At 72.5% G+C, this 26,019-nt stretch carries 26 protein-coding genes; 7 read left to right on the forward strand and 19 right to left on the reverse strand.

Going from position 1 to position 26,019, the window contains the following annotated elements; all coding sequences use genetic code 11:
* Window positions 1-42 precede the first annotated feature (42 nt).
* The 8 genes from DQE82_RS08540 to DQE82_RS08575 all read right to left on the reverse strand — a co-directional run bounded on the left by DQE82_RS08540 (window position 43) and on the right by DQE82_RS08575 (window position 8,014).
* Complete coding sequence (locus DQE82_RS08540; protein WP_043329771.1) at window positions 43-375, reverse strand: TfoX/Sxy family protein; 333 nt, start codon at window positions 373-375, stop codon at window positions 43-45.
* Window positions 376-415: 40 nt separating this feature from the next.
* Window positions 416-1,009, reverse strand: a complete 594-nt coding sequence (locus DQE82_RS08545; RefSeq protein ID WP_030500339.1) for an NTP transferase domain-containing protein — start codon at window positions 1,007-1,009, stop codon at window positions 416-418.
* 140 nt (window positions 1,010-1,149) lie between these two features.
* Window positions 1,150-2,817 carry a bifunctional 3'-5' exonuclease/DNA polymerase gene (locus DQE82_RS08550; RefSeq protein ID WP_233514648.1) on the reverse strand — a complete coding sequence of 556 codons (1,668 nt, stop codon included), beginning with the start codon at window positions 2,815-2,817 and terminating at the stop codon, window positions 1,150-1,152.
* Window positions 2,818-2,955: 138 nt separating this feature from the next.
* The gene (locus tag DQE82_RS08555) at window positions 2,956-3,906 is read right to left on the reverse strand and encodes a carbohydrate ABC transporter permease (RefSeq protein ID WP_043329769.1); all 951 of its coding nucleotides are present in this window, start codon (window positions 3,904-3,906) and stop codon (window positions 2,956-2,958) included.
* 13 nt (window positions 3,907-3,919) lie between these two features.
* Window positions 3,920-4,861, reverse strand: a complete 942-nt coding sequence (locus tag DQE82_RS08560) for a carbohydrate ABC transporter permease (RefSeq protein WP_043329767.1) — start codon at window positions 4,859-4,861, stop codon at window positions 3,920-3,922.
* 22 nt (window positions 4,862-4,883) lie between these two features.
* Window positions 4,884-6,296, reverse strand: a complete 1,413-nt coding sequence (gene ngcE, locus DQE82_RS08565) for an N-acetylglucosamine/diacetylchitobiose ABC transporter substrate-binding protein (protein ID WP_113972441.1) — start codon at window positions 6,294-6,296, stop codon at window positions 4,884-4,886.
* A gap of 24 nt (window positions 6,297-6,320) precedes the next feature.
* Window positions 6,321-7,070, reverse strand: a complete 750-nt coding sequence (locus DQE82_RS08570) for a sugar isomerase domain-containing protein (protein ID WP_030500334.1) — start codon at window positions 7,068-7,070, stop codon at window positions 6,321-6,323.
* Entirely contained in the window at window positions 7,067-8,014 is a 948-nt protein-coding gene (locus tag DQE82_RS08575) for a MurR/RpiR family transcriptional regulator (protein ID WP_043329763.1), read from the reverse strand. The genes DQE82_RS08570 and DQE82_RS08575 overlap by 4 nt, the downstream gene beginning before the upstream one ends.
* Before the next feature lie 157 nt (window positions 8,015-8,171).
* Between DQE82_RS08575 and DQE82_RS08580 the strand changes: the two genes are divergently transcribed.
* The gene (locus DQE82_RS08580; protein WP_113972442.1) at window positions 8,172-9,161 is read left to right on the forward strand and encodes an N-acetylglucosamine kinase; all 990 of its coding nucleotides are present in this window, start codon (window positions 8,172-8,174) and stop codon (window positions 9,159-9,161) included.
* A gap of 16 nt (window positions 9,162-9,177) precedes the next feature.
* On the opposite strand, the gene DQE82_RS08585 is transcribed toward DQE82_RS08580, so the two are convergent.
* From DQE82_RS08585 to ngcE (DQE82_RS08615), 7 genes are all read right to left on the reverse strand, one after another.
* Window positions 9,178-9,609 (reverse strand): SRPBCC domain-containing protein, encoded by a 432-nt coding sequence (locus tag DQE82_RS08585; RefSeq protein WP_113972443.1) that lies wholly within the window; start codon window positions 9,607-9,609, stop codon window positions 9,178-9,180.
* A complete protein-coding gene (locus tag DQE82_RS08590; protein ID WP_233514614.1) occupies window positions 9,602-9,922 on the reverse strand; it encodes a helix-turn-helix transcriptional regulator in 321 nt (106 codons plus the stop codon). The genes DQE82_RS08585 and DQE82_RS08590 overlap by 8 nt, the downstream gene beginning before the upstream one ends.
* The gene (locus tag DQE82_RS08595) at window positions 9,915-10,286 is read right to left on the reverse strand and encodes a VOC family protein (RefSeq protein WP_043331143.1); all 372 of its coding nucleotides are present in this window, start codon (window positions 10,284-10,286) and stop codon (window positions 9,915-9,917) included. Before DQE82_RS08595 ends, DQE82_RS08590 begins: the two co-directional genes overlap by 8 nt.
* A gap of 85 nt (window positions 10,287-10,371) precedes the next feature.
* Complete coding sequence (locus tag DQE82_RS08600) at window positions 10,372-10,857, reverse strand: hypothetical protein (protein WP_064445368.1); 486 nt, start codon at window positions 10,855-10,857, stop codon at window positions 10,372-10,374.
* 85 nt (window positions 10,858-10,942) lie between these two features.
* A complete protein-coding gene (locus tag DQE82_RS08605; RefSeq protein ID WP_051611443.1) occupies window positions 10,943-11,848 on the reverse strand; it encodes a carbohydrate ABC transporter permease in 906 nt (301 codons plus the stop codon).
* On the reverse strand, window positions 11,845-12,753 hold the full coding sequence (locus DQE82_RS08610; RefSeq protein WP_113972445.1) for a carbohydrate ABC transporter permease: 909 nt from the start codon (window positions 12,751-12,753) through the stop codon (window positions 11,845-11,847). Before DQE82_RS08610 ends, DQE82_RS08605 begins: the two co-directional genes overlap by 4 nt.
* Window positions 12,753-14,168 carry an N-acetylglucosamine/diacetylchitobiose ABC transporter substrate-binding protein gene (gene ngcE, locus DQE82_RS08615; RefSeq protein ID WP_043329751.1) on the reverse strand — a complete coding sequence of 472 codons (1,416 nt, stop codon included), beginning with the start codon at window positions 14,166-14,168 and terminating at the stop codon, window positions 12,753-12,755. Before ngcE (DQE82_RS08615) ends, DQE82_RS08610 begins: the two co-directional genes overlap by 1 nt.
* A 163-nt stretch (window positions 14,169-14,331) precedes the next feature.
* Here ngcE (DQE82_RS08615) and DQE82_RS08620 point away from each other — a divergent pair, with 163 nt between their 5' ends.
* Window positions 14,332-15,711 carry an acyltransferase gene (locus tag DQE82_RS08620; protein ID WP_113972446.1) on the forward strand — a complete coding sequence of 460 codons (1,380 nt, stop codon included), beginning with the start codon at window positions 14,332-14,334 and terminating at the stop codon, window positions 15,709-15,711.
* A gap of 3 nt (window positions 15,712-15,714) precedes the next feature.
* Here the strand turns inward: DQE82_RS08620 and DQE82_RS08625 are convergent, their stop codons facing one another.
* Window positions 15,715-17,010, reverse strand: coding sequence for an aspartate aminotransferase family protein (locus DQE82_RS08625; RefSeq protein ID WP_043329748.1), 1,296 nt, complete (start codon window positions 17,008-17,010; stop codon window positions 15,715-15,717).
* Between the two features lie 117 nt (window positions 17,011-17,127).
* Between DQE82_RS08625 and DQE82_RS08630 the strand changes: the two genes are divergently transcribed.
* Entirely contained in the window at window positions 17,128-18,090 is a 963-nt protein-coding gene (locus DQE82_RS08630) for a hypothetical protein (RefSeq protein ID WP_113972447.1), read from the forward strand.
* Between the two features lie 56 nt (window positions 18,091-18,146).
* Here DQE82_RS08630 and DQE82_RS08635 read toward each other — a convergent pair whose 3' ends face one another.
* Window positions 18,147-18,833 (reverse strand): hypothetical protein, encoded by a 687-nt coding sequence (locus DQE82_RS08635; protein WP_030500321.1) that lies wholly within the window; start codon window positions 18,831-18,833, stop codon window positions 18,147-18,149.
* A gap of 344 nt (window positions 18,834-19,177) precedes the next feature.
* On the opposite strand from DQE82_RS08635, the gene DQE82_RS31370 reads away from it, so the two are divergent.
* The 3 genes from DQE82_RS31370 (at window position 19,178) to DQE82_RS08650 (ending at window position 21,274) form a co-directional block, all read left to right on the forward strand.
* Entirely contained in the window at window positions 19,178-19,936 is a 759-nt protein-coding gene (locus DQE82_RS31370; protein ID WP_043329745.1) for a TetR/AcrR family transcriptional regulator, read from the forward strand.
* Window positions 19,937-20,121: 185 nt separating this feature from the next.
* Window positions 20,122-20,736 (forward strand): DUF6230 family protein, encoded by a 615-nt coding sequence (locus DQE82_RS08645; RefSeq protein WP_030500319.1) that lies wholly within the window; start codon window positions 20,122-20,124, stop codon window positions 20,734-20,736.
* Window position 20,737: 1 nt separating this feature from the next.
* Window positions 20,738-21,274, forward strand: coding sequence for a DUF6114 domain-containing protein (locus DQE82_RS08650; protein WP_113972448.1), 537 nt, complete (start codon window positions 20,738-20,740; stop codon window positions 21,272-21,274).
* A 1-nt stretch (window position 21,275) separates the two neighbouring features.
* On the opposite strand, the gene murD is transcribed toward DQE82_RS08650, so the two are convergent.
* On the reverse strand, window positions 21,276-22,622 hold the full coding sequence (gene murD / locus DQE82_RS08655) for a UDP-N-acetylmuramoyl-L-alanine--D-glutamate ligase (protein ID WP_043329742.1): 1,347 nt from the start codon (window positions 22,620-22,622) through the stop codon (window positions 21,276-21,278).
* Between the two features lie 86 nt (window positions 22,623-22,708).
* Here murD and DQE82_RS08660 point away from each other — a divergent pair, with 86 nt between their 5' ends.
* Entirely contained in the window at window positions 22,709-24,058 is a 1,350-nt protein-coding gene (locus tag DQE82_RS08660; RefSeq protein ID WP_113972449.1) for a hypothetical protein, read from the forward strand.
* A 232-nt stretch (window positions 24,059-24,290) separates the two neighbouring features.
* On the opposite strand, the gene DQE82_RS08665 is transcribed toward DQE82_RS08660, so the two are convergent.
* The gene (locus tag DQE82_RS08665) at window positions 24,291-25,964 is read right to left on the reverse strand and encodes a PucR family transcriptional regulator ligand-binding domain-containing protein (protein ID WP_064445362.1); all 1,674 of its coding nucleotides are present in this window, start codon (window positions 25,962-25,964) and stop codon (window positions 24,291-24,293) included.
* Window positions 25,965-26,019: the final 55 nt, after the last annotated feature.

Here is a 26,019-nt window from a genome sequence, read left to right on the forward strand (position 1 = left end):
TAGGACGGGCCGGGCCGGGCGCGCACCCGGATATCCGGCGGGCTACTTCGCCGGCAGCGTACGCGCGAAGCGGACCCCCCGGTCGACCCAGCGGGCCAGGTCGGCGTCGCGCTCGCAGGCGGCGGGCGACACGGTGACCCAGCCGCGCATCACCCAGCCCCGCATGACTGTCGCCTCGGCGCCGGGCTCGGCGAGCGCGCGCTCGGCCTCGGCCGGGTCGACCCGGACCATCAGGCCGCCCGCGCCGCGCACCACCACCGCCATGTTGCCGCGCAGCATCATCGCCAGGCCGCCGAACATGCGCCGCTCGGTGATCCCGGGCTCACCCCCGAGACGTTCGCGTACGCGGTTCGCCAGGTCCTCGTCGTAGGCCACGGTCCGATCCTGGCACCCGGGTCCGACAGGCGGGCGCGCCTCAGGCGCCGACGCGCTGTTCGGGGATGGACAGGCCGTACAGCGCCATCAGCTCCGGACTGTCGATCCGGCTGCCGTCGGCCACCGAGTCGCACGCGATGTCGACGATCTGGTCCTTGTGCGCCAGCAGGTACGGCCGCGCCCCGACGTCGGCGCTGGCGAGCGTGGCGATGCCGGACCAGTGGCGGCGGCCGAACAACATCGGGTAACCGCGCAGCCCGTCATAGGTGGCGCAGACCAGCACGTCCGGGTACGGCAGCGCGGTCACCCGGCGGACCGCCGCCGCGGTGAGCCCGGGCATGTCCACCGGCACCACGACGACGGCCTCGATGTCGTCGTCGGTGAGCGCGGCGAGCCCGGCCCGGATCGAGGAGCCCACGCCGGTGCCCCACGCGCGGTTGACCACGACCGTGGCGCCGGTCAGGTCGGTGGTCTGACGCACCTGCTCGGCCGCCGCGCCCAGGACGACCACGACCTGTGCGCAGCCCGCCTCGGCCATCGTGTCGATCATCTGGCTCACCAGCGGCTTCTCGCCCTGGTGCAGCAGCGCTTCGGGTCCGCCGATGCGGCGGCCGCCTCCGGCGGCGATGATCATTGCAGCGATCCGGTTCAGCGGTGCCCCCTCGATCAGGGGACGGACCGGGCACAGCCGCCCGGTCCGTCCCGTCGTACGCACACCGGGCCCAACGAGCACGACCGGATGCGGGTAGCGGGGCAAAACGGAAATTTGCGTGACTATGCCGCGTCTGCGTAGCAGTCGACAGTGGACGTGTCGAGCGGGAACCGGACCGGAGTGTCGCCGAACAGCAACCGCGTGGCCCGCGCGCCGGCCGCGGTGACCGCCTCCGCGACCGCCGCCGCCCGCCCGGCCGGGCAGTGCACCACCACCTCGTCGTGCTGGAAGAACACCAGCTCCGCCTCCGTGCCCGCCAGCTCGGTGCGCAGCGTCGCCAGCAGCGTGGAGGCCCACTCGGCGGCAGTCGCCTGGATGACGAAATTACGGGTGAAACGACCACGCGACCGGGCCGCCCGCGCCGACGGACTGTGCGGGTCGGCCTCGCCGTCGGGCAGCACCTCCTCACCCTCGGCGAACCCCGCCGACCCCGGCGGGCAGGTACGCCCCAGCCAGGACCGGACCAGCCCGCCCGCCTCACCGGTGCGCGCCGCCGCCTCGACGTAGCCGAACGCGGTCGGATAGTTCTTCCGCAACACCGCCAGCGCCGGCACCGCCGCGCCGCCGGTCTGCCCGTACATCGCCCCGAGCAGGGCCACCTTGGCCCTCGCCCGGTCACCGGCGAACGCGTCCCGGGCCAGCGCGGCATACAGGTCACCGGCCCCACCCGCCGCGGCGAGCCGCTCGTCACCGGAGACCGCCGCGAGCACGCGCGGTTCGAGCTGGCCCGCGTCGGCGACCACGAACGTCCAGCCCGGGTCCGCCACCACTGCCTGCCGGATCACCTTCGGGATCTGCAACGCCCCACCGCCCCGGGTCGCCCACCGGCCGGAGACCACGCCGCCCGGCACGTACTCCGGGTGGAACCGGCCGCCGGCGACCCAGGCGTCGCGCCAGGCCCAGCCGTGCGCCGTCCAGATCCGGTACAGCTCCTTGTACTCCAGGACCAGCGGCGCCGCCGGATGCTCCACCCCGCGCAGCACCCAGGCCCGCGTGTTCGGCAGGTCCACGCCCGCGCGGGCGAACGCCCGCAACAGCTCCGCCGGCGAGTCGGCGTGCACCTGGCGTACGCCGAACGCGTCGGCGATCCGGGCCTGCAACTCGGCCAGCCGACGCGGCGGCCCGCCCACCGGAGACGCCTCACCGAGCAGGTCGGCCAGGATCGCGTCGTGCACGTCGACGCGCCACGGCAGACCGGCCGCGCCCATCTCGGCGGCGACCAGCGCGCCCGCCGACTCGGCGGCCACCAGCAGCCGGAACCGGCCGGGATGGGTGGTCGCGGCGATCCGGGCGAGCTGGTCGGCGTACACCCGGGTCAACGCCGTGACGCCCGGACCGGGCGGGCCCGACGGCGGCTCGAAGAGCGCGGCCTGGGCCTGGCCCGGCGGCTCGGGCGGGCGGGGCGCCGGGTCCGGCGGGACCGGCGCGCCGGTCAGCCGGGCCCAGGCGGCCGGCAGCGCGCAGGGCTCGCCCCAACGGCCGGCGTGCCCGAGCAGCAGCGCCTCGGTCAGCTCGACGTCGTGGCAGCGGTCGAGGCGCACCCCGGCGCGCAGCAGCGCCGGGTAGACGCCCGCCCAGGCGGCCCAGAGCCAGCGGGGGTGCCCGGCGGCCTCGCGGGCGGCCACCGCGGCGGCCAGGTCGGTGACCTCCTCGGCCGGGCCGGCCGGGGTGCCGTCGGCGTGCAGCGGTTGCAGCACGCCGCCGCCCCGCTCGTCCGCCACCACCGCCATCAGCACGGACGCATTCTGCCCCCTCCCCCCGACACGCTCCGCGTGTAAGGAAGGGCCCCCTCTTAACGCCTGCGGTAGAGGAAGGGCCCCTTCTTAACGCTGAGCGTTAAGAAGGGGCCCTTCCTTACGTCCGGAGGGTTACTTGCCGACGCCGGCGGTGAGGCCGGACTGCACCTGGCGCTGGAAGACGATGTACACGATCAGCACCGGCAGCATCGCCATGGTGACACCGGCGAAGAGTCCGCTCCAGTCCGACTTGTAGCCCTGGTTGACCGACAGCTCGATCAGCCCCTGGGCGATCACCTGGTTCTTCGGCTCGCCGGAGACCGACTGCATGAGCAGCGTCGGCAGGTACCACTGGTTCCACTGGCCGAGCACGTTGAAGATGCCGATGCTGATCAGGCCCGGCTTGGCCATCGGCAGCATCACGCTGAAGAACGTACGGGTGTGCGACGCCCCGTCGACCTGGGCCGCCTCGGCGATCGAGTCGGGCAGCGTCCGGAAGAACGAGTGCATGAAGAAGATCGTGAACGACAGCGACCAGGCCACGTAGACCAGGATCAGCATGAGGTGCTTGTTCGGGCCGAGCAGCGGGAGGCTCACCCCGGTGTTGTAGACGCCCTTGAACAGCGGTACCGCGGCCAGGTAGATCGGCAGCGTCAGCCCGGACAGGAACATCCAGTAGATCAGCCGGTTGCCGCGGAACTCGTAGCGCGCCAGGGCGTACGCGGCCATCGAGCCGAGCAGCATCGTCAGCGTCACGCTGAACACGAGCACGAGCAGCGTGTTCAGGAAGAAGCTGTCGATCCCGGCGGTCCAGGCCCGGGCGAAGTTGTCCCACTGCAGCGCGTCGGGGATCAGCGACAGCGGTTCGCGGATCACCTCGGAGTCGGTCTTGAGCGCCGACATCACCACCCACAGCAGCGGGTAGACCACCATGATCGCCCAGACCGCGAGGAACAGGTGCGAGAAGCCGTTGAAGATCCGGCCGCCGAAGCCGTTGCCGACGTCCCGCCGGGCCGCGGGCGGGCGGGCCGGCGGCGCCGTGTCGGACCGGGCCGGACCGGAGGGGTGCGTCACCGTACTCATCGTCCAGACCTCCTCAGAACTCGATCCGCTCACGGCGGGTGATCCTCAGCTGGAGCGCGGCCAGCAGGATGGTGAAGATGGCCAGCGCGACGGCGATCGCGCAGGCGTAACCGAACTGGCCCTTCTGGAAGGCGTTGAACTGGATCACCGAGGCGAAGATCTCGCTGGCGTGGTTCGGTCCGCCCTGGCTCGGCGTCATGACGAAGACCAGCGCGTACATGTCCAGCGCGATGAAACCCAGATAGACCCAGGCGACCGAGATGCTGTCCCGCAGCAGCGGCAGCGTCACCTTGAAGAACGTGTGGAACCGGCCGGCGCCGTCGAGGATGGCGGCCTCGTAGATGTCCTTCGGGATCGACTGCATCGCGGCGGAGAACAGCACCATGTAGAAGCCGGCGCCGCTCCACACCGCGATGAACAGCAGCCACCAGAGCACCGCCGGCACGCCGAGGAACGGCTCCGGGTCGGCGGTGAAGGCGATCGGGTTGTCCGCGTCGACCAGCCCGATCTTGATGAGCAGGCCGTTGATCAGGCCCTGCCCGTCGGTGCGGTAGATCTGCTGCCACATGACGGCGATGACCACCAGCGACAGCACCTGCGGGAAGAAGAAGATGACCTTGTAGATCCCGGAGCCGAAGACTCCGCGGATGCCGGCCCTGTCCTCGCGTCCGCCCACGTTGAGCAGGAACGCGAGGAACAGGGCCAGCGCGATCGTGAACAGCGGCACGGTGACCAGGAAGAACACGTTGTGCCAGAACGCCTTCCGGATCAGCTCGTCGGAGAACAGCCGGACGTAGTTGTCCAGCCCGACGAAGCGCTGGGAATCGGAGTACCCGCCCCAGTCGGTCAGCGAGTATCCCGCCGCCTGGGCGAACGGCCACACCACGTAGAACAGGTACAGCGCGACGGGCAGGGCCAGAAAGCCCGTGACGAAACGCGCGACTCCGTGCCGCATTGGACTCACTTCCTCGCGGTGATCAGGCGGTGCGGGTCTGCTTCTTGATCGACGAGTCCTTGGCGACCTTGTCGGCGGCCGCCTGCATCTTGTCGACGAACTGCTGCGCGGTCAGGCGGCCGGCCATCAGCTCCTCGGAGAGGTTCTGGCTCTCCTTGTCCAGGTCGGCGTAGAAGTCCGGGAACTTCACCGAGATCAGGTCCGAGCTGCCGTTCTTCATCAGCGAGTTCGCCGACGCCAGCGCGGTGTCCTGGACGTTGTCGCCGGAGCCCTTGGTGGAGGCCAGCGACTTGGTCAGCTCGGCGAACTTCGCCGAGCCGGCCTTGGAGAGGATGGCCCGCAGGAACTCCTTCGCGGCCTCCTTGTTCGGCGCCTTGCTCGGCACCACGAACCCCTCGCCGGAGGAGGCGAAGACGTCCTTGGCGGCCTTGTCCCCGCTCTTGCTCCAGTAGTCGGAGATGGTCATCTCGAAGCCCGGCGGGATGGTCGCGGCCATCTCGTTCTTCAGCCAGGTGCCGACCTGGATGAAGGCCGCCTTGCCGTCCAGGAACGCCTGCTGCGACTGGGTGTGGTCGAGCTTGCCCGGCAGCAGCAGCTTGTCCTTGACCAGCTTCTCCCACGGCTCCAGCGCCGCGACGATGCCGTCGGCCTTCCAGGCGCCGTCCTTCAGGTTGTCGATGTCGACGACGGCCTGCTTGCCGGCCGCCTTCCAGATGCTGGCGAACAGCGCCCAGCGCGGGTAGTAGCCGTGCACCGCGTCGTGCACGTACGGCGCCATGCCCTTGGCCTTGATCTTCGGCGCGAGCGCGAAGAACTCGTCCCAGGTGGTCGGTGCCGTCCACCCCTCCTTCTTGAACAGGGCCGCGTTGTACCAGTTGCCCCAGACCGTGTACGCCACGTTGACGACGTAGAACTTGCCGTTCTGCGTACCGTCGGCGACCGTGCCGGGCAGCAGGCTGTCGGCGACGGTCCCCTCGCTGTCCCAGGCCGGCGCGGTGAGCAGGTCGTCCAGCGGCTCGATCGCGCCCTCGTTGATCAGCGTGCTGCGGTCCATCATGTCGGCGCCCGAGTTCATCACCAGGTCGCTCGGCTGCGTCGCCATCTTGGGCTGCTCTTCGGTCTTGATCTTCTGGGTGGAAGACATGTTGACCGTGATGTTCGGGTGCTTGGCGTTGAAGATGACCTTGTCTTCCTTGGCCCACTGGTCGCCCAGGCCGCCGTTGAAGACCACCACCTTGACCGCGCTGCCGTCCTTGACGCCGAACGGGTTGTCCTTGCTCTTGGCCGCGCCGCCGCCGTCGGACTTGCTCGGCTCGCTGCCGGCGCAGGCGCTGAGCAGACCGGCCGCCGGTACGGCCAGCAGACCGGCCGCCGCGGCACGCTGCAGCAGGGTCCGACGGCTGACGTCGCCGAACTTCTCGGGAGTAACCGACATCTTGTCTCTCCTTGTGGTGTCGGGTCAGGCGGTCCGCCGGAGGCGCCCGGCGTACCGCGACTCGAGGGCGAGGTTGTGCTCGTCCCCACCGGGGACGTTGGCGGAGAGGTAGACAGGGGGTACCTCTCCGGCCTGGTGGAACCGTCGTACGACCTCGGCGGTCAGCAGCTGCGCCAGCAGCGCCGCGGTGACCGAGGAGACCGCACAGACCGCGCCGCCGCCCTCGAGCGGCAGCAGTGCGTCGCCGTACGGCGCGCCGTTGTCCAGCACGACGTCGGCGAGGTCGGCGAGCCGGTGCCCGGACGGGTGCCGAGGAGCTACCCGGGCGGTGTGCTCGACCGAGGTGACAGCGATCAGCTGGTGGCCGCCGCGCTTGACGAGCGTCGCCAGCTCGACCACCGAGCCGTTGATGCCGGACTGCGAGGCGACCACGAACACGTCCTCCGGCTGCGGCGCCGCCAGCGCGTAGAGCTGGTGCGCCACGGCCGGGTCGCGTTCCAGTTTCGGATCGGCGAGCACGTCGCGGGGCGCGTCGCCGTGCAGCACGAGGTCGTGCAGGGAGAGCCGGTTGGCGGGGACCAGGCCGCCGGCCCGGGCGACCAGCTCGGCGGCGAACGCCTCGGAGTGACCGGCGCCGAACGCCTGGAGGACGCCGCCGGCGCGCAGGCCGGAGGCGATCAGGTCGGCCGCCCGGTCCACCGCGACCGCCTGGGTGTCGACCAGCCGGTCGAGCACCGGGCGGACCGCGTCGGCGTACCGCTGGGCACTGATCATGAGAGGGACCCCTTCGCGGCCTTGTGCCCGTCGACGGCCTGGGCGGTACGCCGGAAGGCCGCGTGGGCGCGGTCGTGGGTACGCTGCGCCACCGCGATGTAGAGCAGGTCGAGCACGACGAGCTGGGGATGCCGGGCGGAGAGCGCGTCCGGCCGGAACGTGGTCGCCTGACTGGCGGTGACCAGCACGATGTCGGCCAGCTCGGCCAGCGGCGAGCGGGGGAAGCCGGTCAGCGCGACTGTGGTCGCGCCGCGGCTGCCGGCCTCGGCGAGCAGCTCGATCGTCTCCCGGGTCTGCCCGGTGTGCGAGATGCCGAGCGCGACGTCCCCGGCGCCCAGCAGCGCGGCACTGGCCAGCCCCTCGTGCACGTCGTTCCAGGCCCACGCCGCGACCCCGATGCGGTGCAGGCTGAACTGCATCTCCTCGCCGACCAGCGCGCTGCCGCTGGCCCCGAAGATGTTCACCCGGCTGGCCCCGGCGATGGCGACCGCGGCCCGTTCCACCTCGGCCAGGTCCAGCAGCGCGGCGGTGTCGTGCATGGCCCGCGTGTCGGCGGCCATGATCTGGTCGAGCACCCGGGACAGCGGGTCGCCGGGCTGGATCTCGCGTCCGATGTCGACGGTCCAGCCGGCGGAGCGGGCCCGTCCGGTCTCGGCGGCGATGCCGAGCCGCAGGTCGGCGTACCCCTCGAAGCCCATCGCCCGGCAGAACCGGGTGATGGTCGCCGGTGACGTGCCGCTGCGCTCGGCCAGTTCGACGATGGTGGCCCGGGCCGCCGCCTCCGGGTCGCTGAGCACGTGCTCGGCGACCCGGCGCAGCGCGCCGGTCAACTCCCCCGCGCCGGCCCGGACCCGGGCCAGCACACCGTCGGCGCCCAGCCGGTCGGCCGGACCGGCATCGACCACCGCGGTCGCCGCGGAAGTCTCCACCTCGTGCTCGACCATCGGCGGGCGCCTTTCGGAAAAGAGTGTTAACTGTTAGTGGTAAAAGTTCTTACTGAAGGCCCCTCCGTGTCAAGGCCGTGGGCGAAGTTTTCAAACTGTTACCTGGCGCACGACCGCGATCTTGCGTCCGGCGACGCGGCCGACCAGCATGGGGACCATGTCGGACACCGTCGTGGTCGGCCTCGACGTCGGGGGTACGTCGACCCGCGCGGCAGCGCTCAGCCTCGACGGCGCCCGCCTGGGCGAAGGCCGGGCCGGCGGCGGCAACCCGACCAGTCACGGCGCCGACCGGGCCGCCGCCGAACTGCTCGCCGCCCTGCGCGCGGCGCTCGCCGGCATCGACCCGACCCGGGTACGCGCCGGCGTCATCGGCCTCGCCGGGGCCGGCCGCCTCCTGGCCGACCCGAACGGCCGCGACGCGTTCGACAGCGCCTGGGCCGAGGCGGGACTGCGCTGCCCGTACGCGGTGCACGGCGACGCGCTGGTCGCCTACGCCTCCGGCACCGCCGCCCCGGACGGCACTGTGCTCATCGCCGGCACCGGCGCGATCGCCGCCCAGGTACGCGACCTGCGGCTGGACCGTGTCGCCGACGGCCACGGCTGGCTGCTCGGCGACGCCGGCTCGGGGTTCTGGCTCGGCCGCGAGGCGGTCCGCCGGCTGCTGACCGGTCTGGACCGCGCACAAGCCCCCGGCGACCTGGGCCGACGGGTGCTGTCGGAACTGACCGACGCGACCGCTGTGGACGACCGACCGCGCGCGACGGTCGACGCCGTGGTGCAGGCGGTGACCCGGCGACCGCCGGTGGAACTGGCCCGGCTTGCGCCGCTCGTGGTGTCGTCGGCCCGCGACGGGGAGCCCACGGCGGTCGCGCTGATCGCCGAGGCCGCCGCGGCGCTGGCGCAGAGCGTGTCCCGGATCCGCCCGCCGGGAGCGGCCGACCCCGTGGTGCTCGGCGGCGGGCTGCTCACCGGCGACACCCCGCTGGCCGGCGCGGTACGCGCGGAGCTGGCCGGCCGCTGGCCGGACGCGCCGCTGCTCAGCGCCGGGGACGGGGCCGCCGCCGCGGCCTGGCTCGCCGCCCGGGACCTGCCCGAGGTGACCGACCCGGCGGCGCTGCACGCCCACCTCGTGCCCCCACCCGCCTGACCCGCGCTGCGGCGGGTCAGGGCAGCGCGGTCAGCGCGGCGGCGAGGCGCGCCCAGACGTGGGTACGCCAGCCGCCGTCGAGCAGCGTGAAGGTACGCCGCTGAAGCGGATCGTCCGGATCGAACCCGGCGTGCTCCAGGAACAGCCGGGTGCCCCGCCCCTCGGGCACAAGCGTCCAGGTGACCACCGTGTCGAGCGTGCCGCCGCGCCAGGCCCACCGCATCCGGCGCGGCTCGTCCAGTTCCAGCACCTCGCAGTGGACCGTCCCGTCGAACCGCTGGCCGGGTCGCGCGTCGGTCCGGAACGTGAACCGGTGCCCGCGTACGGGCCGGAAGTCGTTCGGCATGAGCCAGCGTCCGATCAGATCGGAATCGGTCAGCGCGCGCCACACCTTGGCGGGCGGGTGCGGCAGGAACTGGTCCACCGCGATGCGGGTCGGCTCACTCATCCGGCATCGCGTCCAGCATGTCGCCCAGGCCGGCCAGCCGCTGCCGCCAGAACCGCTCGTACGGGGTGAGCCAGTCGGCCACCTCCCGCAGCGGCTCGGGGCGCAGCGCGTAGACCCGCTGCCGGCCGACGGGCCGCTCGGTCACCAGCCCGGCGTCCTTGAGCACCCGCAGGTGCTCCGACAGGCTGGGACGCCGCATCTCGAAGCGGTCGGCGAGCCGCTGCACCGGCTGCTCCCCCTCGTCGCGGAGCAGCCGCAGCACCTCCCGCCGGGTCGGGTTGGCCAGCGCCGCGAACACGTCCGGCTCAGACACGGGTCTCCTGCAGGACGAGCCCGTTGCCGTCCGGGTCGGCGAAGGTGACATAGCGCCCCCAGGGCACGACCTGGACGCTGTCCTCGGCGAACGCCACCCCCCGCTCGCGCAGCCGGGCCACGTCCGCGTCGAGGTCGTCGCTCTCCAGCACCAGCCCGCGCAGCGAGCCGGCCGGCATGCTGTCGAACCAGGTGACGAGCGTCAGCGTGGTCACCGCGCCCCGGGGCGCCACCTGGACCCAGCGGCCGTCCGGCATCGGGTTGTCCCGGACCAGGTCGAAGCCGAGGACGTCGACGTAGAAGTCGCGGGCCCGGTCCTGGTCGCCGACGGGGACGGAGACGATCTGCGCGTGAGTGACGGACATGCCCGCCAGCATAGGTAGGAAATTTCCTACCGGTCAAGCGGAACGAAGGCCGGCCGGGATCTGCCGACCGGCCTCCGTCACCCGCTCAGGCGTTCGGACCGCCCGGCTGCCCCGGCTGCCAGCCCTGCGGCGCCGGCTGCCCGGCGTGCGGCGGGTACGCCGCGTGCTGCTGCGGCGCCTGACCGGGATACCCCTGCGGCGGCGCGCCGTACGGCGCCGGCTGACCCTGCGGCGCGCCGTACGGCGCGGGCTGGCCCTGTCCCGCCGGGTACATCCCCGGCTGCTGCGGCGCGCCCGCGAACTGCTGTGCCGCCGCCTGCTCGCGTGCCTCCTTGCGCGCCTTCACCGCGCGCACGATCAGCAGGATCGGCAGGACGAAGACGTAGAAGAAGATCCGGTAGCTGTCGCCGTCGAAGAGGAACAGCAGGTAGAAGCCGTACCCGAAGAAGGCCAGGCCGACGACTACGTTGAGGATGCGGGAGCCGGTCCCCTGTTCCTTGACGGCCACGCCTACCGCGACCATCGCGATGCCGCCGAGCAGCAGCAACAGCGTGTAGATGAGGAAGAACATGAGATTCCTGTCGATAGATGAGCGTGCCGGCCCACCCTAGGTCAGTTCGATCTTCCCCACTGCCCCGTTGCCTGTGGCAACCACCTCACTTGAGCTGCCCCGCGGTCAGTCCGGACTGGACCTGACGCTGGAACGCCACGTACACCACGAGGACCGGCAGCACCGCGATGGTCAGGCCGGCGAACAACTGGGCGTAGTCACCGGCGTAGCCCTGGCTGACCGCGAGCGAACTCAGGCCCTGGGCCAGCATCCGGTCCTGCCCGTCGCCGGGGATGAGCACCTGGGGCAGCAGGAACTGGTTCCAGTGGCTCAGGAAGTTGAAGATCCCGACACTGATCAGTCCCGGTCGCGCCATCGGCAGCATCACCCGGAAGAACAGCCGGAAGTGCCCGCACCCGTCGATCAGCGCGGCCTCCGCCACCGAGGTCGGCAGCGTCCGGAAGAACGCGGTCAGGAAGAACACCGTGAACGGCAGCGAGTAGGCGGTGTAGACCAGGATCAGGCCGGGCCAGGTGCCGAGCAGGCCGACGCTGCGGACCACGAAGAACAGCGGCACCAGGGCCAGGAACACCGGGAACATCATGCCGCCGACGAACAGGTAGTAGACCACCTGCCGGCCGCGGAACTCGTAGCGCGCGAAGACGTACGCGGCGGTGGCGCCGAGCAGCATGGTCAGACTCAGCGAGCCGGACACCACCACCAGGCTGTTGAAGAAGAACCGGCCGATGTGCGCGGTGCTCCAGGCCCGCGCCCAGTTGTCGAAGCGCAGCGCCTCGGGCAGCCCCCACGGCTCGGCGATGATCTCGCCGTTGCTCTTCAGCGAGCTGAGCACCATCCAGGCCAGCGGCAGCACCGTCATGGCCGCCCAGAGCATGAGGAAGCCGTGCGAGAAGACGTTCGCCACGCCCAGCTCACGCCGGGGCGGACGGTCGGCCGGGGTCGCCGCGCGGGTCGCCTCGGCGCCCGGGGCGCCGGTGTCCACGGTGGTCACGAGTACTCGATCCGATCGCGCCGGGCGGTGCGCAGCGCCAGCACCGCCACCGAAAGGGTCAGGAAGAACATCGCCACACCGATCGCCGAGGCGTACCCGAACTTGTTCTCGCTGCCGAACGACGTGTCGTACATCCGCAGCCCGATCACGTCGGAGGAGAAGTTCGGCCCGCCGTTGGTCATGAGCTGGACCAGGATGAAGCCGTCCAGCGCCGCGATGGCCAGGTAGATCCACGCGACCTGGATGGTGTCCCAGAGCAGCGGAATGGTGATCTTCCGCAGCATCGTGGTGCGGGACGCGCCGTCGAGCAGCACCGCCTCGTAGATGTCACGCGGGATGGCCTGCATGGCGGCGCCGAAGAGCACCACGTAGAAGCCGACGTTGCTCCACACCATCACCGCCAGCACGCACCAGAACGCGAAGCGCGGGTCGCCGAGCCAGGCCGGGGTGGCCAGCCCGACGGCGCGCAGGGCACCGTTGAGCAGGCCACTCGTCGGACTGTAGATCTCCTTCCAGAGCAGCGCGATGATCACCACGGAGAGCACCTGCGGGAAGAAGTAGACGAGCCGGTAGACCGAGGTGCCCCGCACCCCGGTCACCCCGGCCCGGCCCCGGCGGCCGCCCATGGTGAGCATGCTGGCGAAGAACAGGCCCAGCCCGATCGTCACCACCGGCACCACGGCGAGCAGGATCGCGTTGTTCTTCAGGGCGTTCCACACGTACCCGTCGTGCAGCAGCGTGCGGAAGTTCGCCATGCCGACCGGGTCGGCCTGCGCGGAGTAGCCCATCCAGTCGGTGGTGGAGATCTGAAAAGCCTGGAGGTACGGCGAGAGCACGAAGATGCCGTACAGCGCCAGCGGGGGCAGCAGGAACGTGAGGATCAGGGGGAGGCGACCCTGTCGCATCACGCGGACCGCTTGTACTTCTTGACCGAGCTGTCTCCGGCGATCGAGTCGGCGCCCTTCTGGCACTGGTCGAGGAACTCGGCCGGGCCGATCCGGCCGCTGAAGAACTCGCCGCAGGCCGCGTCGACGAGGTTGCGCTCCAGCTTGCGGTAGTAGTTGTTGTAGACCCAGTTGAAGCCGTTGGACCCGGACGCGTCGAGCGCCTTGACCACGGTGCTGAGCCCGTACGGCAGGTCGACGCCCTCGGTGGCGCCGGCGACCACGGGCAGGCTGGCGACCTTCTTGGTGAAGTCCTGCGCGCCCTTGCGGGACAGCATGGTCCGGAAGTACTCCAGGCCACCGGCTACGTTCTTCGCCTTCGCCGGCACCATGAACGGCTCGCCCGCGGTGCCGCGGATCGCCTCGTACGGCAGCTTGTCGCCGCTGCCCAGGCTCGGCGTGGGCGCGACCGTCATGTTGAAGCCGGGCGGGGTGACGTCCTTCTGCTCGCTCTCCAGCCAGGAGCCGCAGGAGATGAACGCGGCCTTGCCCTGGCACCAGGCGGTCTGCGACTGCTTGTGGTCCAGGCCCGGGGAGCCGGCGAGGATGAACTTGTCCTTGACGATCTGGTGCCAGGCGTCGGCGGCGGTCTTCATCGCGTCCGACTTCCAGGCGTTCGGCTCCAGGTTGTCGATCGCCAGCGCCACGGACGGGCCGCCGAGCTTGATCGCGGTGGAGATCAGCGGCCAGCTCATGTAGCGGGGGTGCACACCGGCGTACGTCCAGGGGGCGATGCCGGCGGCCTTGATCCGGCGGCAGAGCGCGATGTGGTCGTCCCAGGTCTTGGCGTCCTCCCAGCCACGGTCGGCGAACAGCTTGGTGGAGTGCCAGATGCCGTACACCGTGTAGGTGTAGTTGAGGACCAGGAACCGGCCGTCGTAGGAGCCGACCTCCACGGTGCCGGGCAGCAGCGTGTCCTTGACCGTCTTGCCGGGCGTGTCGAGGCTGGGGGCGGCGAGCAGCTCGCCCAGGTCGGCGAGCGCGTTCTGGGAGACCAGGCCGTTGAAGTCGATCTGGCCGGCGCCGGAGTTGTTCACCACGTCGGGCGGGCTGCCGTCGACGAAGCGGGGCTGGAGCGTCTTGCTGATCTCCGCGGTGGCCGAGTGCTTGATCTCCGCCTTCGGGTACCGCTCCTTGTACATGGCCTCGTGGGCCTTGGCGTAGTCCTCCCCGAAGCCGCCGTTGAAGATCACCACCTCCAGCGGGGCGTCCTCGGCCACGCCGAGCGGGTTCTGCTCGCTCTTCGTGCCCTTGTACGCGCCGCCGTCGCCCTCGTCGCCGCCACCGGAGGTGGCGCAGCCGGCGAGCAGGCCGGCGGCAGGGGTGGCCAGCAGGCCGGCGGCGGCGCTGCGCCGAAGGATCTCACGCCTGTTCATCGCATCTCCTCGGTTCGGGTACGCCCGGTGAACGATCTGTCGCTTGTCTTCACATAAGGCATTTCCACTGAAGAATTTCTACGACAGTGCGACGGGGACCACAACCCCTCTCGACCGATCCGTTATCCGTACCGGTCGCGGCGCGCTGGCCTAGCCTGACTTCATGCGCCTCCTGCGGCAGCTCGCGCAACGCACGCCGCCGGGGCGGGAGCGCTACATCGACCTGCTCCGGGCGCTGGCCATCACCATGGTCGTGCTCGGCCACTGGGGCGTCACGGTGATCGGGTACGACAACGGCCGCCCCGCCGGCCACTCCGCGCTGGCGGACCTGCGCTGGGCCTGGCCGCTGACCTGGGTGGCCCAGGTAATGCCGGTGTTCTTCCTGGTCGGCGGCTACGCCAACGCCGCCTCGCTCACCTCACGCCGCCGCCGGGGCGGCTCGGCGACAGGCTGGCTGGTCGACCGCAGCGCCCGGCTGATCCGCCCCACCACCGTGTTGCTGCTGGTCCTGGCGGCGGGAGCGGGGATCGCCACGCTGCGCGGCGCCGACGCGGCGCAGGTGCGCGAAGTGATCTGGTTCGCCACCATCCCGCTGTGGTTCCTAGTCGCCTACGTCGCGGTGGTGGCGCTGACCCCGCCGATGTACGCGCTGCACCGCCGGTTCGGGCTCGCCGTGCCGGTGGTGCTCGTGGCCCTGGTCGCGCTCGGCGACCTCGGCCGGCTCCTCGGCCCGGCCGTGCTCGCCGACGGCAACTACCTGCTGGGCTGGCTGGCCGTGCACCAGGTCGGGTTCGCCTGGTACGACGCCGCCCGGCCGGACAACCGCGCCGGACACGCCGCGCCGCGTGGCCTGTTCCGCCGCCGGCTGCCGCTGTCCGGCCGGGCCGGCGCGGTCCTGCTCGGCGGCGGCCTGGTCGCGCTGGTGCTGCTCACGGTGGCCGGACCGTACCCGGTGGCGATGCTCCACGTACCCGGCGAGCGGCTGGACAACGCGGCGCCGCCGAGCCTGGCGCTGATGGCCGCCGCGGCCGCCCAGCTCGGCCTGATCCTGCTGCTGCGGCGCCCGGCCGGGCGCTGGCTGCGCCGGTCCGGCCCCTGGCAGGCGGTGCTCGCGGTCAACGCCGTGGTGCTCACCCTGTTCCTCTGGCACCTGACCGCCGCGGTGCTGCTGGTCGGCCTGCTGGACGCGCTCGGCGTGCTGCCCACTCCCCCGGTCGGCTCGGCGGCCTGGTGGGCGTGGCGCGTACCGTGGCTGCTCGCGCTGGCCGCGGTGCTGGCCGTGCTGGTCGCCGTCTTCGGCCCGGTCGAGGCCCGGACCCGCCGCCCGGCCGCGACCGGCCCGGCCGGCGTCGGGAGGCGGCGGCTGCGCGCCGGGCTGGCCCTCGCCGGGTACGCGGGCGTGCTCGTCGGCCTGCTGCTGAACAGCCTCACGCCCAAAGAGGGACCGGAGCCGCTGGGCCTGCCCGCCCCGGCGCTGGTGGCGTACCTGGCCGGGGCGGGTCTGCTGCGGCTGCTCAGGTCCGGACGGGACCGGCCGGGCTGATGGTCACGCCTCGATCGAGGCGCGGATCGCGTCGACCAGGATCGCCAGGCCCTCCCGGGCCTCGTCCTCGGTGAGCGTCAGCGGCGGGCCCATCCGGATCACGTTGCCGTACAGGCCGCCCTTGCCCACCAGCAGGCCGCCGGCCCGGCACGCCTCGAACACGCGGGTGGTCAGCGCCGCGTCCGGCTCGACGGTGCCCGGGTGGACGAACTCGACGGCGAGCATCAGGCCCTTGCCGCGTACCTCGGCGACCCGGTCCAGCCCGGCGGTGGCCGCGCGCAGGCCGTCGCCGAGGATCGCGCCGACCCGGGCGGCGTTGCCCTGGAGGTCGTGGTCGAGCAGGTAGTCGAGCACCGCGTTGCCGGCCGCGGTGGACACCGGGTTGCCGCCGAACGTGGAGAAGCTGATCGCCGGCACCGACTCCAGCACCTCGGCCCGGCCGACCACCCCGGCGAGCGCGAAGCCGTTGCCGATGCCCTTGGCGAAGGTGAGCAGGTCCGGGGTCACGCCGTGCGCCTGGTAGCCCCAGAAGTGCTCGCCGGTACGGCCCCACCCGGTCTGCACCTCGTCGCTGATCAGCAGGATGCCGTGCTCGTCGAGCACCTTCTTCCAGGCGGCGAAGAGCCCGTCCGGGCCGTGCACGAAGCCGCCGACGCCCTGGACCGGCTCGGCGATCAGGCAGGCCACGTCGCCGGCGGTCTGGGTGGCGAGCACCTCGCGCAGGTCCTCGACCGCCGCGTCGACCCGGTCGGCGGCGTCGAGCCGGGCCAGCAGCCCGCGCAGCCGCTCCCCCGAGTGCAGCCAGGCCACCTGCAAGGGGTTCAGCGCGCTGGCCGACCAGCCGCGGTTGCCGGTGACGCCCATCGTCGCGTACGACCGGCCGTGGTAGCTGTTGCGCACCGCGAGGATCTGGTGCGAGCGCCGGTGGTTCGTGGCGACCAGCAGCGCGGCCTCGTTCGCCTCGGTGCCGGAGTTGGTGAAGAACACGCGGGCGTCCGGGATGCCGGAGAGCCGGGCGATCTTCTCGGCCAGCTCGACCTGCCGGCGGATCAGGTAGAGCGTGGAGGTGTGCACGAGCCCGGTCCGCAGCTGCCGCTCGACCGCCTCCCGGATCTCCGGGATGTCGTGGCCGACCATCGTGGTCAGCACGCCGCCGAAGAAGTCCAGATAGGTCCGGCCGGCCGCGTCGGTGACCCGGCGGCCGGACCCGGCGACGAGTTCCAGCGGTTCGGCGTAGTAGAGCGGCATCCAGGACGGGAGCACGGCGCGGTGCCGGGCCAGCAGGTCGTCGGAGGTCATCGGCGCACCCTTCAGCGGAGGTGGATCCCCGCACGTTCCCACCACGAGCGGGGGCGGGACAACTGGCACTTCGCGGGCCGGCCCGGCGGTAGCATCCGGCGGGTGCGGACGGATCAGGTGACGTTGCCGGGCGGCGTGGCGGGGACGACGCGGGCGGACCTCCTGGCCGGGATCCGGTCCTGGGTGGAGTCCGCCCCGGTGCGGGATCTGGTGGCGCACTTCGGCGGCGACTGGCCCGACGGCGACCTCGCGGCGGTGCTGGCCGGCCTGGACGTGTTCTCCGCCCGCCGCTGGGACTTCCGGCAGGGACGGGAACGCCCGGACGCCCGGGAGCCGGCGTTCGACCCGGCCACCGCCGGGCTGGTGCTGCGCGCGGCCGCCACGCTGGGCCTGGTCCGCGCCGTCGCGCCGGCCCGATCCGGGTACGCGCACCTGCTGGTGCTCGGCGGGCTGGCGCACGCCTGCCTGCGGCGCACCGCGTACGCGGCGATGCTGGCCCGGACGGCGGCCGGGGTGACCGGCGAGGTGGCGGTGCTGGGCAGTTTCCGGCCGCTCTCGGCGGCCGAGTGCCGCACGCTCGACGCGGCCGGGGTGTCCGGCTGCGCCACCGAGGTCGACGTCCTCGACGCCGGGGTGCGGCTGGCGTTCGGGGTGGCCGAGCCGGACGACGAACGCGGCGAGCCCGCCGGTCATCCGCACCGGTCCTGGTCCTCGCGCACCTACCGGCCGGCCGGGCTGCCCCCGGTACGGGTGCTCGCCGCGCCGTCGAGCGAGCCGGACCGGCGTCGCGCGCACACCGCCGACACGCAACGGTTCTGGGCCGAGCACGTGCGGCTGCGCGCGGGCGACGAGGTGCTGATGGTGACCGCACCGATCTACGTGCCGTTCCAGCACTGCGACGCGCTGCGGACGCTCGCCGTGCCGTACGGGTGCGGCATCGAGACGGTCGGCGTGGACCCGGCCGCCCGGGCCGCTGTCGACGTGCCGGAGCCGACCCTGACGCCGGGCCGCTACCTGCAGGAGATCCGGTCGGCGCTGCGGTCGATGCGCGCGCTGCACGCCACGTTGACGGCCGGCTGAGCCGGCGTGCGGGCCGGCGCCCGGCGTACCGCCGCGCACCGGCCCGGGAGCGGGTGTCAGTTGACGTAGACCGCCGGGCTGCCGGTCTTGCTGGTGTCCTTCACCGGCGAGTACGAGGCGGTGAAGTACGCGGTGCCGAAGCACAGCGACGGGCCGGAGAACTTGGTCAGGGTCTGGTTGGTGAAGGTGATCGAGTTGGTGCCGTTGGACGCCGTACCGGTCAGCGTGTTCGTGCTGGTGCGGTAGACGCAGGTGATCGCGCCGAGCAGCGAGTTGAGCACGACGGTGCTCTGGATCGGCGCGGCCGCCGTGCCGGCGATGGTGACCACGCCGGCGCTGGTCACCGACGTGGTGTACGGCAGGTTGTTCACGGTGATGCTCTGCACGCCGGTGGTGCCGAAGACGTTCGTGGTGCAGCTGGAGAACGACTGCGCGGTCAGGCTCTCGGTCGCGGTGCCGGGGGCGGTCGGGTTGGTCAGCACCTTGGCGCTGAAGCTGGACGCGGCGCACTTGATGCCGGTGGTGCCGCTGGACGAGGAGTAGAACGTGGCGTTCGTGCCGCTGCGCAGGCTGGCCTGGATGACGTCGCCCACCGACACGGCGGTGCCGGCGACGGTCGGGTAGGTCAGCACGTTGCTGGCCAGCGAGGTGGTGGGTGCGGCGGTGGCGGGGGCGGCGCCGACCAGACCGGTCAGCAGCGCCAGGGCGGCGAGACCCGCGCCGATGCGTCCGTACCTGGGCATGGTTGTTCCTTCCGGCGGTGGGACAGGAAACGGTTCCGGCGGCGTCCGGGGTGGACGGAGCCGGTGGGTGCGGCGGCCGGGCCGCCGATGGTGGTGGTGCGCCGTTGCGGCCTCAGCGGGCCGGGCGGCGTGGCGCAGTGCGGCGACGCCGCGTCACCTCGGTCTTTCCGGCCTTGGGGGGACGGGTGCGCGCGGCGATAATGGCAGCCATCCGGCCCTCCTTCGACACGTACGGGGTGACCGACGAGGAGAGATCACCAGCGGTGACGGGGCGTGAACTGAGCGTGTCGAAAGTTATAAACCCCGGAGGGTCGTAAAGTCAACGCATCGAGAGAGGTCGACAGGTGACCATCCCGAGCCCGCCGTCACCGGCACCCGCACCCCTGCCGGGCGCCCGCCACGGCCGCGACCCGGACCGCGCCATCAAGCGCGGCCCGCGCCGGGTGCCGGCCGAGGAGGTGGCGGCGACCCAGCGCGACCGCCTCTTCGACGGGCTGGTCCGGGAGGTCGCCGCCCGGGGGTACGACAACGCCCGGGTCAGCGACATCTGCCACGCGGCCGGAGTCACCCGGCCCGCGTTCTACGCGCTGTTCAACGGCAAGCAGGACGCGTTCCTGGCCGCGTACCGGCACGGCATCGCCGTGGTGTCGCACCTAATGGAGGACGCCTACCGCGACGCCGGCCCGGCCTGGCCGGACGCGGCACGCGCGGCGCTGCGCACGCTGCTCGACGTGCTGGCGAGCGTGCCCGCGTTCGCCCGGATGGCACTCGTCGAGGTGGACGCGGCCGGCCCGGACGCGCGCCGGGAACGCGACGCGCTGCTGCGCAGCTTCCGCCGGTTCTTCGCCGGCACCGGTCCGGAGCCGGCGGAGGTCGATCGCGACGCGCTGGTGTCCACTGTGGTCGGCGGCATCCACGCCACCATCCGTGAGCGGGTGGCGCAGGGGCGGGCCGACGAGCTGCCGGCGCTGCTGCCGGTGCTCACGTACGCGGCCACCGCGCCGTTCCTCGGTCCCGAGGGCGCCCGGCGCGCCGCCCGGGCCGCCCGACCGGACGACGGACCGGCCGCCACGGCGCCGTGCGCGCCGCCCGCTCATCCCTGACCGATCAGAAACCGCAGCGGTTTTTCACTTTGGCCGCTTTTGGCAAATGCCGTCCAATGATCTGCTACAGGCAGTTGACCGGCCCTTTACTCAGCGGTAACTTCGGCCTGCGCCCACCCGGCGCGGACGCCCCGCGAATCCAATTCACATCGTCGCGGATGAATTGATCTCGAAAGGGAGCCAGCATGTCGGAGCAGATCGATCAACCGAGAAGCGGCGTACGCTGGCGCCGGTTCGCCGTCACGCTCGGCACCGTGACCGTCGGCGCGGCCGGCATGGTGATGCTCACCGCGCAGGGTGTCCTCGGCGCGCAGTTCGCCATCTCGGGCATGCCGTTCACCGTCACCGCCGACAAACTGGAGGGGACCGGGTTCGAGCAGTTCGCCACGCTCGACCAGATGATCCCGGACAGCCCCAACCAGGGCGACACCGGCGGGCAGGTGCTCGTGATCGTCTCGGCCATCGACAAGGCCGAACTGACGAACCTCTGCCAGAGCATCAACCTCGGCGGAACCAACCTGCGGATCACCGCCGGCAATTCCGGCAAGCCGGTGACCGCCCGCACGCTCGTGGTCGACGGCGACGAGATCGCCGGCAACGCCTCCTTCAAGAACATCGACGTCGGGCAGGACGCCAGCACCGTCGACAAGGTCCCCGGGGTCAAGGGCAACCCGGGCGTGTTCGCCCAGCAGGCCGACACGGTGACCATCACCAACCTGCGGCAGAACAACTACGCCACCACCGCCGCGATCTTCACGCTGCCCAACCTGCGCATGGGCTTCAGCTCCGACGGGTGCTGACATGAGCCCGGGACAGCACACGGCCGCCGGCGTCCGCGCACGCTGGCGGCGCTGGCGGCGCGCGCGACCGTTCACCGCCGGGCTGCTCATCGCGCTCGGCGGCGCGGAGATGCTGGTGACGCTGCGCGCGCCGCTCGGCGTCCTGCTGCACGTCGGGCCGCAGGGCCTGGCCGCGTACCTGGTCCCGGCGATCCTGGTGATCTGCGGCGTGCTGCTGATCACCACCCCGCAGCAACGGGTCTTCTACGCGGTGCTCTCCCTGGTGCTCGGGCTGGCCTCCTGGCTGACCTCGAACCTGGGCGGGTTCCTGGTCGGCATGCTGCTGGCGCTGGTGGGCGGGGCGCTCGCGTTCGCCTGGACCCCGGTCAAGCAGCGGCCGGCCCGCGCCGAGGCGACACCCGCCGCCGGCACGGCGGTCGCCGCCACCGCGCCCGGGCCGCGTGAACCGGTGGACAGTTCGGCGCCCACCGAGTCGCTCGACGCGCTCCTGTCGGCCGAGCCGGGGCCGTCGCGGGACGCCCGGGCGGAACGCGGCTGACTCAGCGGGCGGTGTCCGCCACCGCCTGCGCGAACACCTCGGAGCGGTGCTCGAAGTTGCGGAACCGGCCGTAGCTCGGCGCGGCCGGGGACAGCAGCACCACCCCGCCGGCCGGGGTGAGCTTGCGGGACAGCCCGACGGCGGCGACCAGGTCGTCGGCCAGCTCGGTACGCACCGACGGCAGCCCGGACAGCGCCTCCACGATGCGGGGGCCGCTGTCCGGCACGCCGATCACGGTGATCTCCCGCTCGGCCAGGTGCGCGCGCAACGGGCTGTAGTCCAGCCCCCGGTCGGCGCCGCCGACGATCACCGTCAACGGCCGCCCCTCGTACGCGTCGATCGCGTGCATGGCCGCGTACGGGCTGGTGGCGAGCGTGTCGTCGACGAACGTGAGCCCGGACGGGTCGGCGATCTCGGTGAGCCGGTGCGCCAGGCCCTGGAACTCGGCGACCGCGACGGCGAGGCTGTCCTTGCGCGCCACCACGTCGACGCCGAGCGCGTCCAGCACGGCGAGCGCGACGCAGAGGTTGCCCTCGTTGTGCCGCCCGACCAGCGGCAGCACCGCGCGCGGGAACAGCGGCGTGTCCCGCAGGTGGAACCACTGCGTGCCGTCCGGGCCGGAGGACACGTGCGTGGTGTCCGGCGAGCCGGCCCGGATCGCGGCCCGGTCGCCTAGCTCCGCGGCCAGGCGCGGGTCGGCGCCGTTGACCACCACGGCGTGCGGGCCGTGCGCGACCAGGTTCAGCTTGTCCCGGTAGTACTCCCGCTCACCGCCGTGCGCGTCCAGGTGCTCGGGGAACAGCGCGGTCACCACCGCCACCCGGGGCGAGTCGGTCAGGTCGGCGCACTGGTAGCTGGACAGCTCCAGCACGTACAGCTCCGCCTCCGGCAGGTCCAGCAGCGGCACCCCGATGTTGCCGCCGAACACGTTCGGCCGGTCCATCGCGGTGAGCAGGTGGCTGATCAGGCTGGACGTGGTGCTCTTGCCCTTGCTGCCGGTCACCCCGACGGTCCGGTCCGCGTGGTCGGCCATCCACAGCGCGCTGCCCTGCGTGACGGGCACGGACCGGCGGCGCAGCTCCACCATCCACGGGTGCGTGTTCGGCACGCCCGGCGAGCGGACCACCACGTCCGCGGCGGCCAGCCGGTCGAAGCCCGCCTCGCCGGTCACCAGCGGCGCCGCGTCGGCCAGCGGACCCTCCCAGGGCAGGGTGAGGAAGTTGGCGCTGTCGTCGACGACGACCAGGCCGGCCGGCCCGTGCGCGGCGATCGCGGTCACCGCGGCCCGGCCCTCGCGGCCGGCGCCCCAGACGGCGACATGACGTCCGCGCAGATCAGACAGGCGCACGGGCTCTCCTCGGACTCGGTCGGTGCACGGCGGTGGGGGTCGGCCCAGCCGGACACGGGCGGACGAACCAGGGCCTAGTATGGCGTGTGCCCAACGAGCAGCTGCGGCGGATGGACGCCTTCACCTTCCCGTCCTACTCGATCGACTTCGCCACCGGCGAGGTCCTGTTCGACTACGCCCTGACCGGTCCCGACGGCGAGCAGCGATTCACCGAGGTGATCACGCTCCCGCTGCCGGCCGAGCCGGTCTCCGACACTACGGCGGCCACCCTGGCGCGGGTGCTGGAGCTGCTGCACGTGGTCGCCGGCGTCAGCTACTACAAGGCCGCCGCGCCACCCCGGCTGGTGCTGCCCGCGCCGCTGGGCGCCGCCGCCGTCGAGCTGGTCACCGCCGTCTACACCAAGGGCCTCGCCGAGTACGCGTACCGCAACGAGCTGCCGCACGTGCTGGAGCTGCGTCCCGAGGTGCCCGCCGGGACGGTGGATCCGGCGGCGGCGCTGGACAACTCCGACCGCCGACCGCTGTCGGCCGTGGGCGGCGGCAAGGACTCCATCGTCACGCTGGAGGCGCTGCGCCGCGCTGGCCTCGACCCGGTGCCCTTCTCGGTCAACCCGAACCACGTGATCGTGGCGGTGAACGAGGCGTCGGACCTGGTGCCGCTGGCCGCCCGGCGGCGGCTGGACCCGGTGCTGTTCGAGCTGAACGCGGCCGGCGCGCGCAACGGGCACATTCCGGTCACCGCGATCAACTCGCTGATCGCCGTGGCCACCGCCGTCCTGCACGGGCTCGGCCCGGTGGTGATGTCGAACGAGCGCTCGGCGTCCGACCCGAACCTGATCTGGAACGGCCACGAGATCAACCACCAGTGGTCCAAGGGCGTCGAGGCGGAAGGGCTGCTGCGCGCGGCGCTGGCCGAGCACGCCGGGCTCACCGAGCCGTACTTCTCGCTGCTGCGTTCCCTCTCCGAGCTGCACATCGCCCGGCTGTTCGCCGAGATCGACCGGTACGACGCGGTGGTGACCAGCTGCAACGCCGCGTTCAAGCTGCGCGACGCGAGCGAGCGCTGGTGCCGCGACTGCCCGAAGTGCCGCTTCGTGTTCCTCGCCATGGCCCCGTTCATGCCCCGGGAGCGACTGACCGGCATCTTCGGCGGCGACCTGCTGGCCGACGAGTCCCAGGTGCCCGGCTACCGGGAGCTGCTCGGCGTCGACGGGCACAAGCCGTTCGAGTGCGTCGGCGAGGTGGAGGAGTCGGTGGTCGCGCTGAGCCTGCTCGCCCAGCAGGACCAGTGGCGCGACGCCCCGGTGGTACGCGCCCTGGTCGCGGCCCTGCCCGACACCGCCTGGCAGGCGGCCGCCACTTCCGACGTGTTCACCCCCGCCGGCCCGAACTTCGTCCCGCCCCCCTACGCCAAAACCCTGACCGCCCTAACCTGACCCACCCCACCCCACCCCCGCCCCGCCGCCCGCCCCGCCCCCCGCCGCGTTGATCATGAAGTTGGCGGGGCGAATCCGGGCAAAACACCGGCCTAACCTCATGATCACCGCCTCGGCCCATCGATCTTGGAGTTGTGGCGGCGCGCATAAGCCGCGGTTTTGGGCATCCTGGGCGCCACAAGTCCAAGATCGGCGGGGTCGGCGGGACCGGCGTGACGGCCCCGGGGGTGGGTCAGGGGGTTCGGATGGCGTCGAGGGCCAGCAGGGCCACGTGCAGGGACAGGCACCTGTCGACCGAGTCCAGGTCGGCGTCGAGGATGCGGCCGATCCGGGCCAGCCGCTCGTAGAACGCCGGCCGGGACAGGTGCGCCGCGGCCGCGCCCGCCGACTTGTTCCGCCCCTGCTCCAGGTACGCGCGCAGCGTGCCGAGCAACTGCTCACGCGGGTGCTGGGCGTCGTACGCGAGCAGTGCCCCGAGTTCGCGCTCGACGAACGTCTGCAGCCGGGGCTCGTCGCGCAGCAGGTGCAGCAGACCGGCCAGCCCGACGTGCGGCAGCCGGTAGCAGGGCAGGTCTCGGGGGTCCCGCCGCGCCGCCTCGGCGATCTGACGCGCCTCGACGAGTGAGCGGCGCGCCTCGCGCAGACTGCCCACGCCCGAACCGGCCGCCACCACGGTACGGGTGGCCGGAGGGCGGGACGGGGCGGCGTCGAGGCGTACCCGGCGCAACGCCGTGGCGAACGCGGCGAGTGCCTTCTCCTCGTCGGCCGCGTCGGGCAGGGCCAGCAGCGCCCCCACCGCATGGTCGTCGACGGCGCTGGTCAGGGCGGTGAGTTTGGCGTCCCGCACGGCCTGGCCGACCGCCTCGGCGAGGTCGCGCAGGCGGGCCGGACCGGCCTCGGGGTCGGCGTCGGCGCCCGGGCCGGCGGCCGGCTCGTCGCCACGGTGCCGGACCACCACGCCGACCAGGTGCCGTCGGTCCAGGACGACGCCGAGCGCCTTGGCGCGCAGCGCCACCTCGTCCACCGGGCGGGAGTGGTCGATGAGCGCGGTCAGCAGCGTACGGTGGATCTGCCGTTCCAGGCCCTCGGCGTCGCGCCGGATCAGCCGCCCCAGGGCCAGCGTGGAGGCGGCCCGCTCGATCAGGATGGTCAGCCGGGTCGGCGGGGTGGACTCGGCGACCGGCCAGCGCAGCAGCAGCCGTCCCCAGTCCTGCCCGCGCGCCCCGACGGTGGTGACGAGCCAGCCGCTGCCCGGGTCGTACGCGGTGCGCCCGGCCGGGCGGATCTGCCGGGAGTGCTGTTCCCAGCCGTCCAGCAGCAGTTCCGCGTTCTCCCCCGCCGGGTCGTACGCGAGCACCTGCCGGGACAGGTTCTCCAGCACCATCGGGCAGCCGGCCAGTTCGGCGGCCTGCCGCAGCACCTCGGCCGGTTCGGCGCCCTCCACCGACAGGTCGGTGAACCGCTGGTGGATCTCCTCGGTGGCGCGCAGCTCGGTGAGCTGGGCGTCCACGATCAGCCCGTGCACCGCCTCGGTGATCCGGACGAACGGGGTGCCCCGGCGCAGCTCGACCAGGGGCAGGCCGCGGCGTTCGGCGGCGGCGGCCATCACCCGGGGCACTCCGGTGAGGTACCGGCGGCCCAGCTCGACCACCAGTCCGGAGGCGCCGACGTCGGCCAGGGTGCCGATGAACTCGCGCAGCCCGGCGTCGTCGGCCGGCAGCCCGATCCCGGTGGTCAGGACCAGTTCCCCACCGCCGAGCAGGGTGGCGATGTCGGGCACCTCGGCGATGTGCACCCACCGCACCGGCCGGTCCAGCCCGGCGTTCCCGGCGACCAGGCGCGGCGCACCGTGGCGCATCGGCACCAGGTCCAGGACCTCACGCACGGTAGGGAACACGGGCGACACGCTACCCTGCGTCACCGTCGTTGCCGAGGGCCGCACTGGCCGGCTCGCCGGGGAG

Source organism: Micromonospora sp. LHW51205 (genome assembly GCF_003315815.1).
GTDB lineage: Bacteria > Actinomycetota > Actinomycetes > Mycobacteriales > Micromonosporaceae > Micromonospora > Micromonospora chalcea.

Bases quoted from the DNA above. Each gene is read 5' to 3' on its own strand.
- DQE82_RS08545 (WP_030500339.1), bottom strand. From the start codon at position 1,009: ATGATCATCGCCGCCGGAGGCGGCCGCCGCATCGGCGGACCCGAAGCG.
- DQE82_RS08550 (WP_233514648.1), bottom strand. From the start codon at position 2,817: ATGGCGGTGGTGGCGGACGAGCGGGGCGGCGGCGTGCTGCAACCGCTG.
- DQE82_RS08555 (WP_043329769.1), bottom strand. From the start codon at position 3,906: ATGAGTACGGTGACGCACCCCTCCGGTCCGGCCCGGTCCGACACGGCG.
- DQE82_RS08560 (WP_043329767.1), bottom strand. From the start codon at position 4,861: ATGCGGCACGGAGTCGCGCGTTTCGTCACGGGCTTTCTGGCCCTGCCC.
- ngcE (WP_113972441.1), bottom strand. From the start codon at position 6,296: ATGTCGGTTACTCCCGAGAAGTTCGGCGACGTCAGCCGTCGGACCCTG.
- DQE82_RS08570 (WP_030500334.1), bottom strand. From the start codon at position 7,070: ATGATCAGTGCCCAGCGGTACGCCGACGCGGTCCGCCCGGTGCTCGAC.
- DQE82_RS08575 (WP_043329763.1), bottom strand. From the start codon at position 8,014: ATGGTCGAGCACGAGGTGGAGACTTCCGCGGCGACCGCGGTGGTCGAT.
- DQE82_RS08580 (WP_113972442.1), top strand. From the start codon at position 8,172: ATGTCGGACACCGTCGTGGTCGGCCTCGACGTCGGGGGTACGTCGACC.
- DQE82_RS08585 (WP_113972443.1), bottom strand. From the start codon at position 9,609: ATGAGTGAGCCGACCCGCATCGCGGTGGACCAGTTCCTGCCGCACCCG.
- DQE82_RS08595 (WP_043331143.1), bottom strand. From the start codon at position 10,286: ATGTCCGTCACTCACGCGCAGATCGTCTCCGTCCCCGTCGGCGACCAG.
- DQE82_RS08600 (WP_064445368.1), bottom strand. From the start codon at position 10,857: ATGTTCTTCCTCATCTACACGCTGTTGCTGCTGCTCGGCGGCATCGCG.
- DQE82_RS08610 (WP_113972445.1), bottom strand. From the start codon at position 12,753: ATGCGACAGGGTCGCCTCCCCCTGATCCTCACGTTCCTGCTGCCCCCG.
- ngcE (WP_043329751.1), bottom strand. From the start codon at position 14,168: ATGAACAGGCGTGAGATCCTTCGGCGCAGCGCCGCCGCCGGCCTGCTG.
- DQE82_RS08620 (WP_113972446.1), top strand. From the start codon at position 14,332: ATGCGCCTCCTGCGGCAGCTCGCGCAACGCACGCCGCCGGGGCGGGAG.
- DQE82_RS08625 (WP_043329748.1), bottom strand. From the start codon at position 17,010: ATGACCTCCGACGACCTGCTGGCCCGGCACCGCGCCGTGCTCCCGTCC.
- DQE82_RS08635 (WP_030500321.1), bottom strand. From the start codon at position 18,833: ATGCCCAGGTACGGACGCATCGGCGCGGGTCTCGCCGCCCTGGCGCTG.
- DQE82_RS08645 (WP_030500319.1), top strand. From the start codon at position 20,122: ATGTCGGAGCAGATCGATCAACCGAGAAGCGGCGTACGCTGGCGCCGG.
- DQE82_RS08650 (WP_113972448.1), top strand. From the start codon at position 20,738: ATGAGCCCGGGACAGCACACGGCCGCCGGCGTCCGCGCACGCTGGCGG.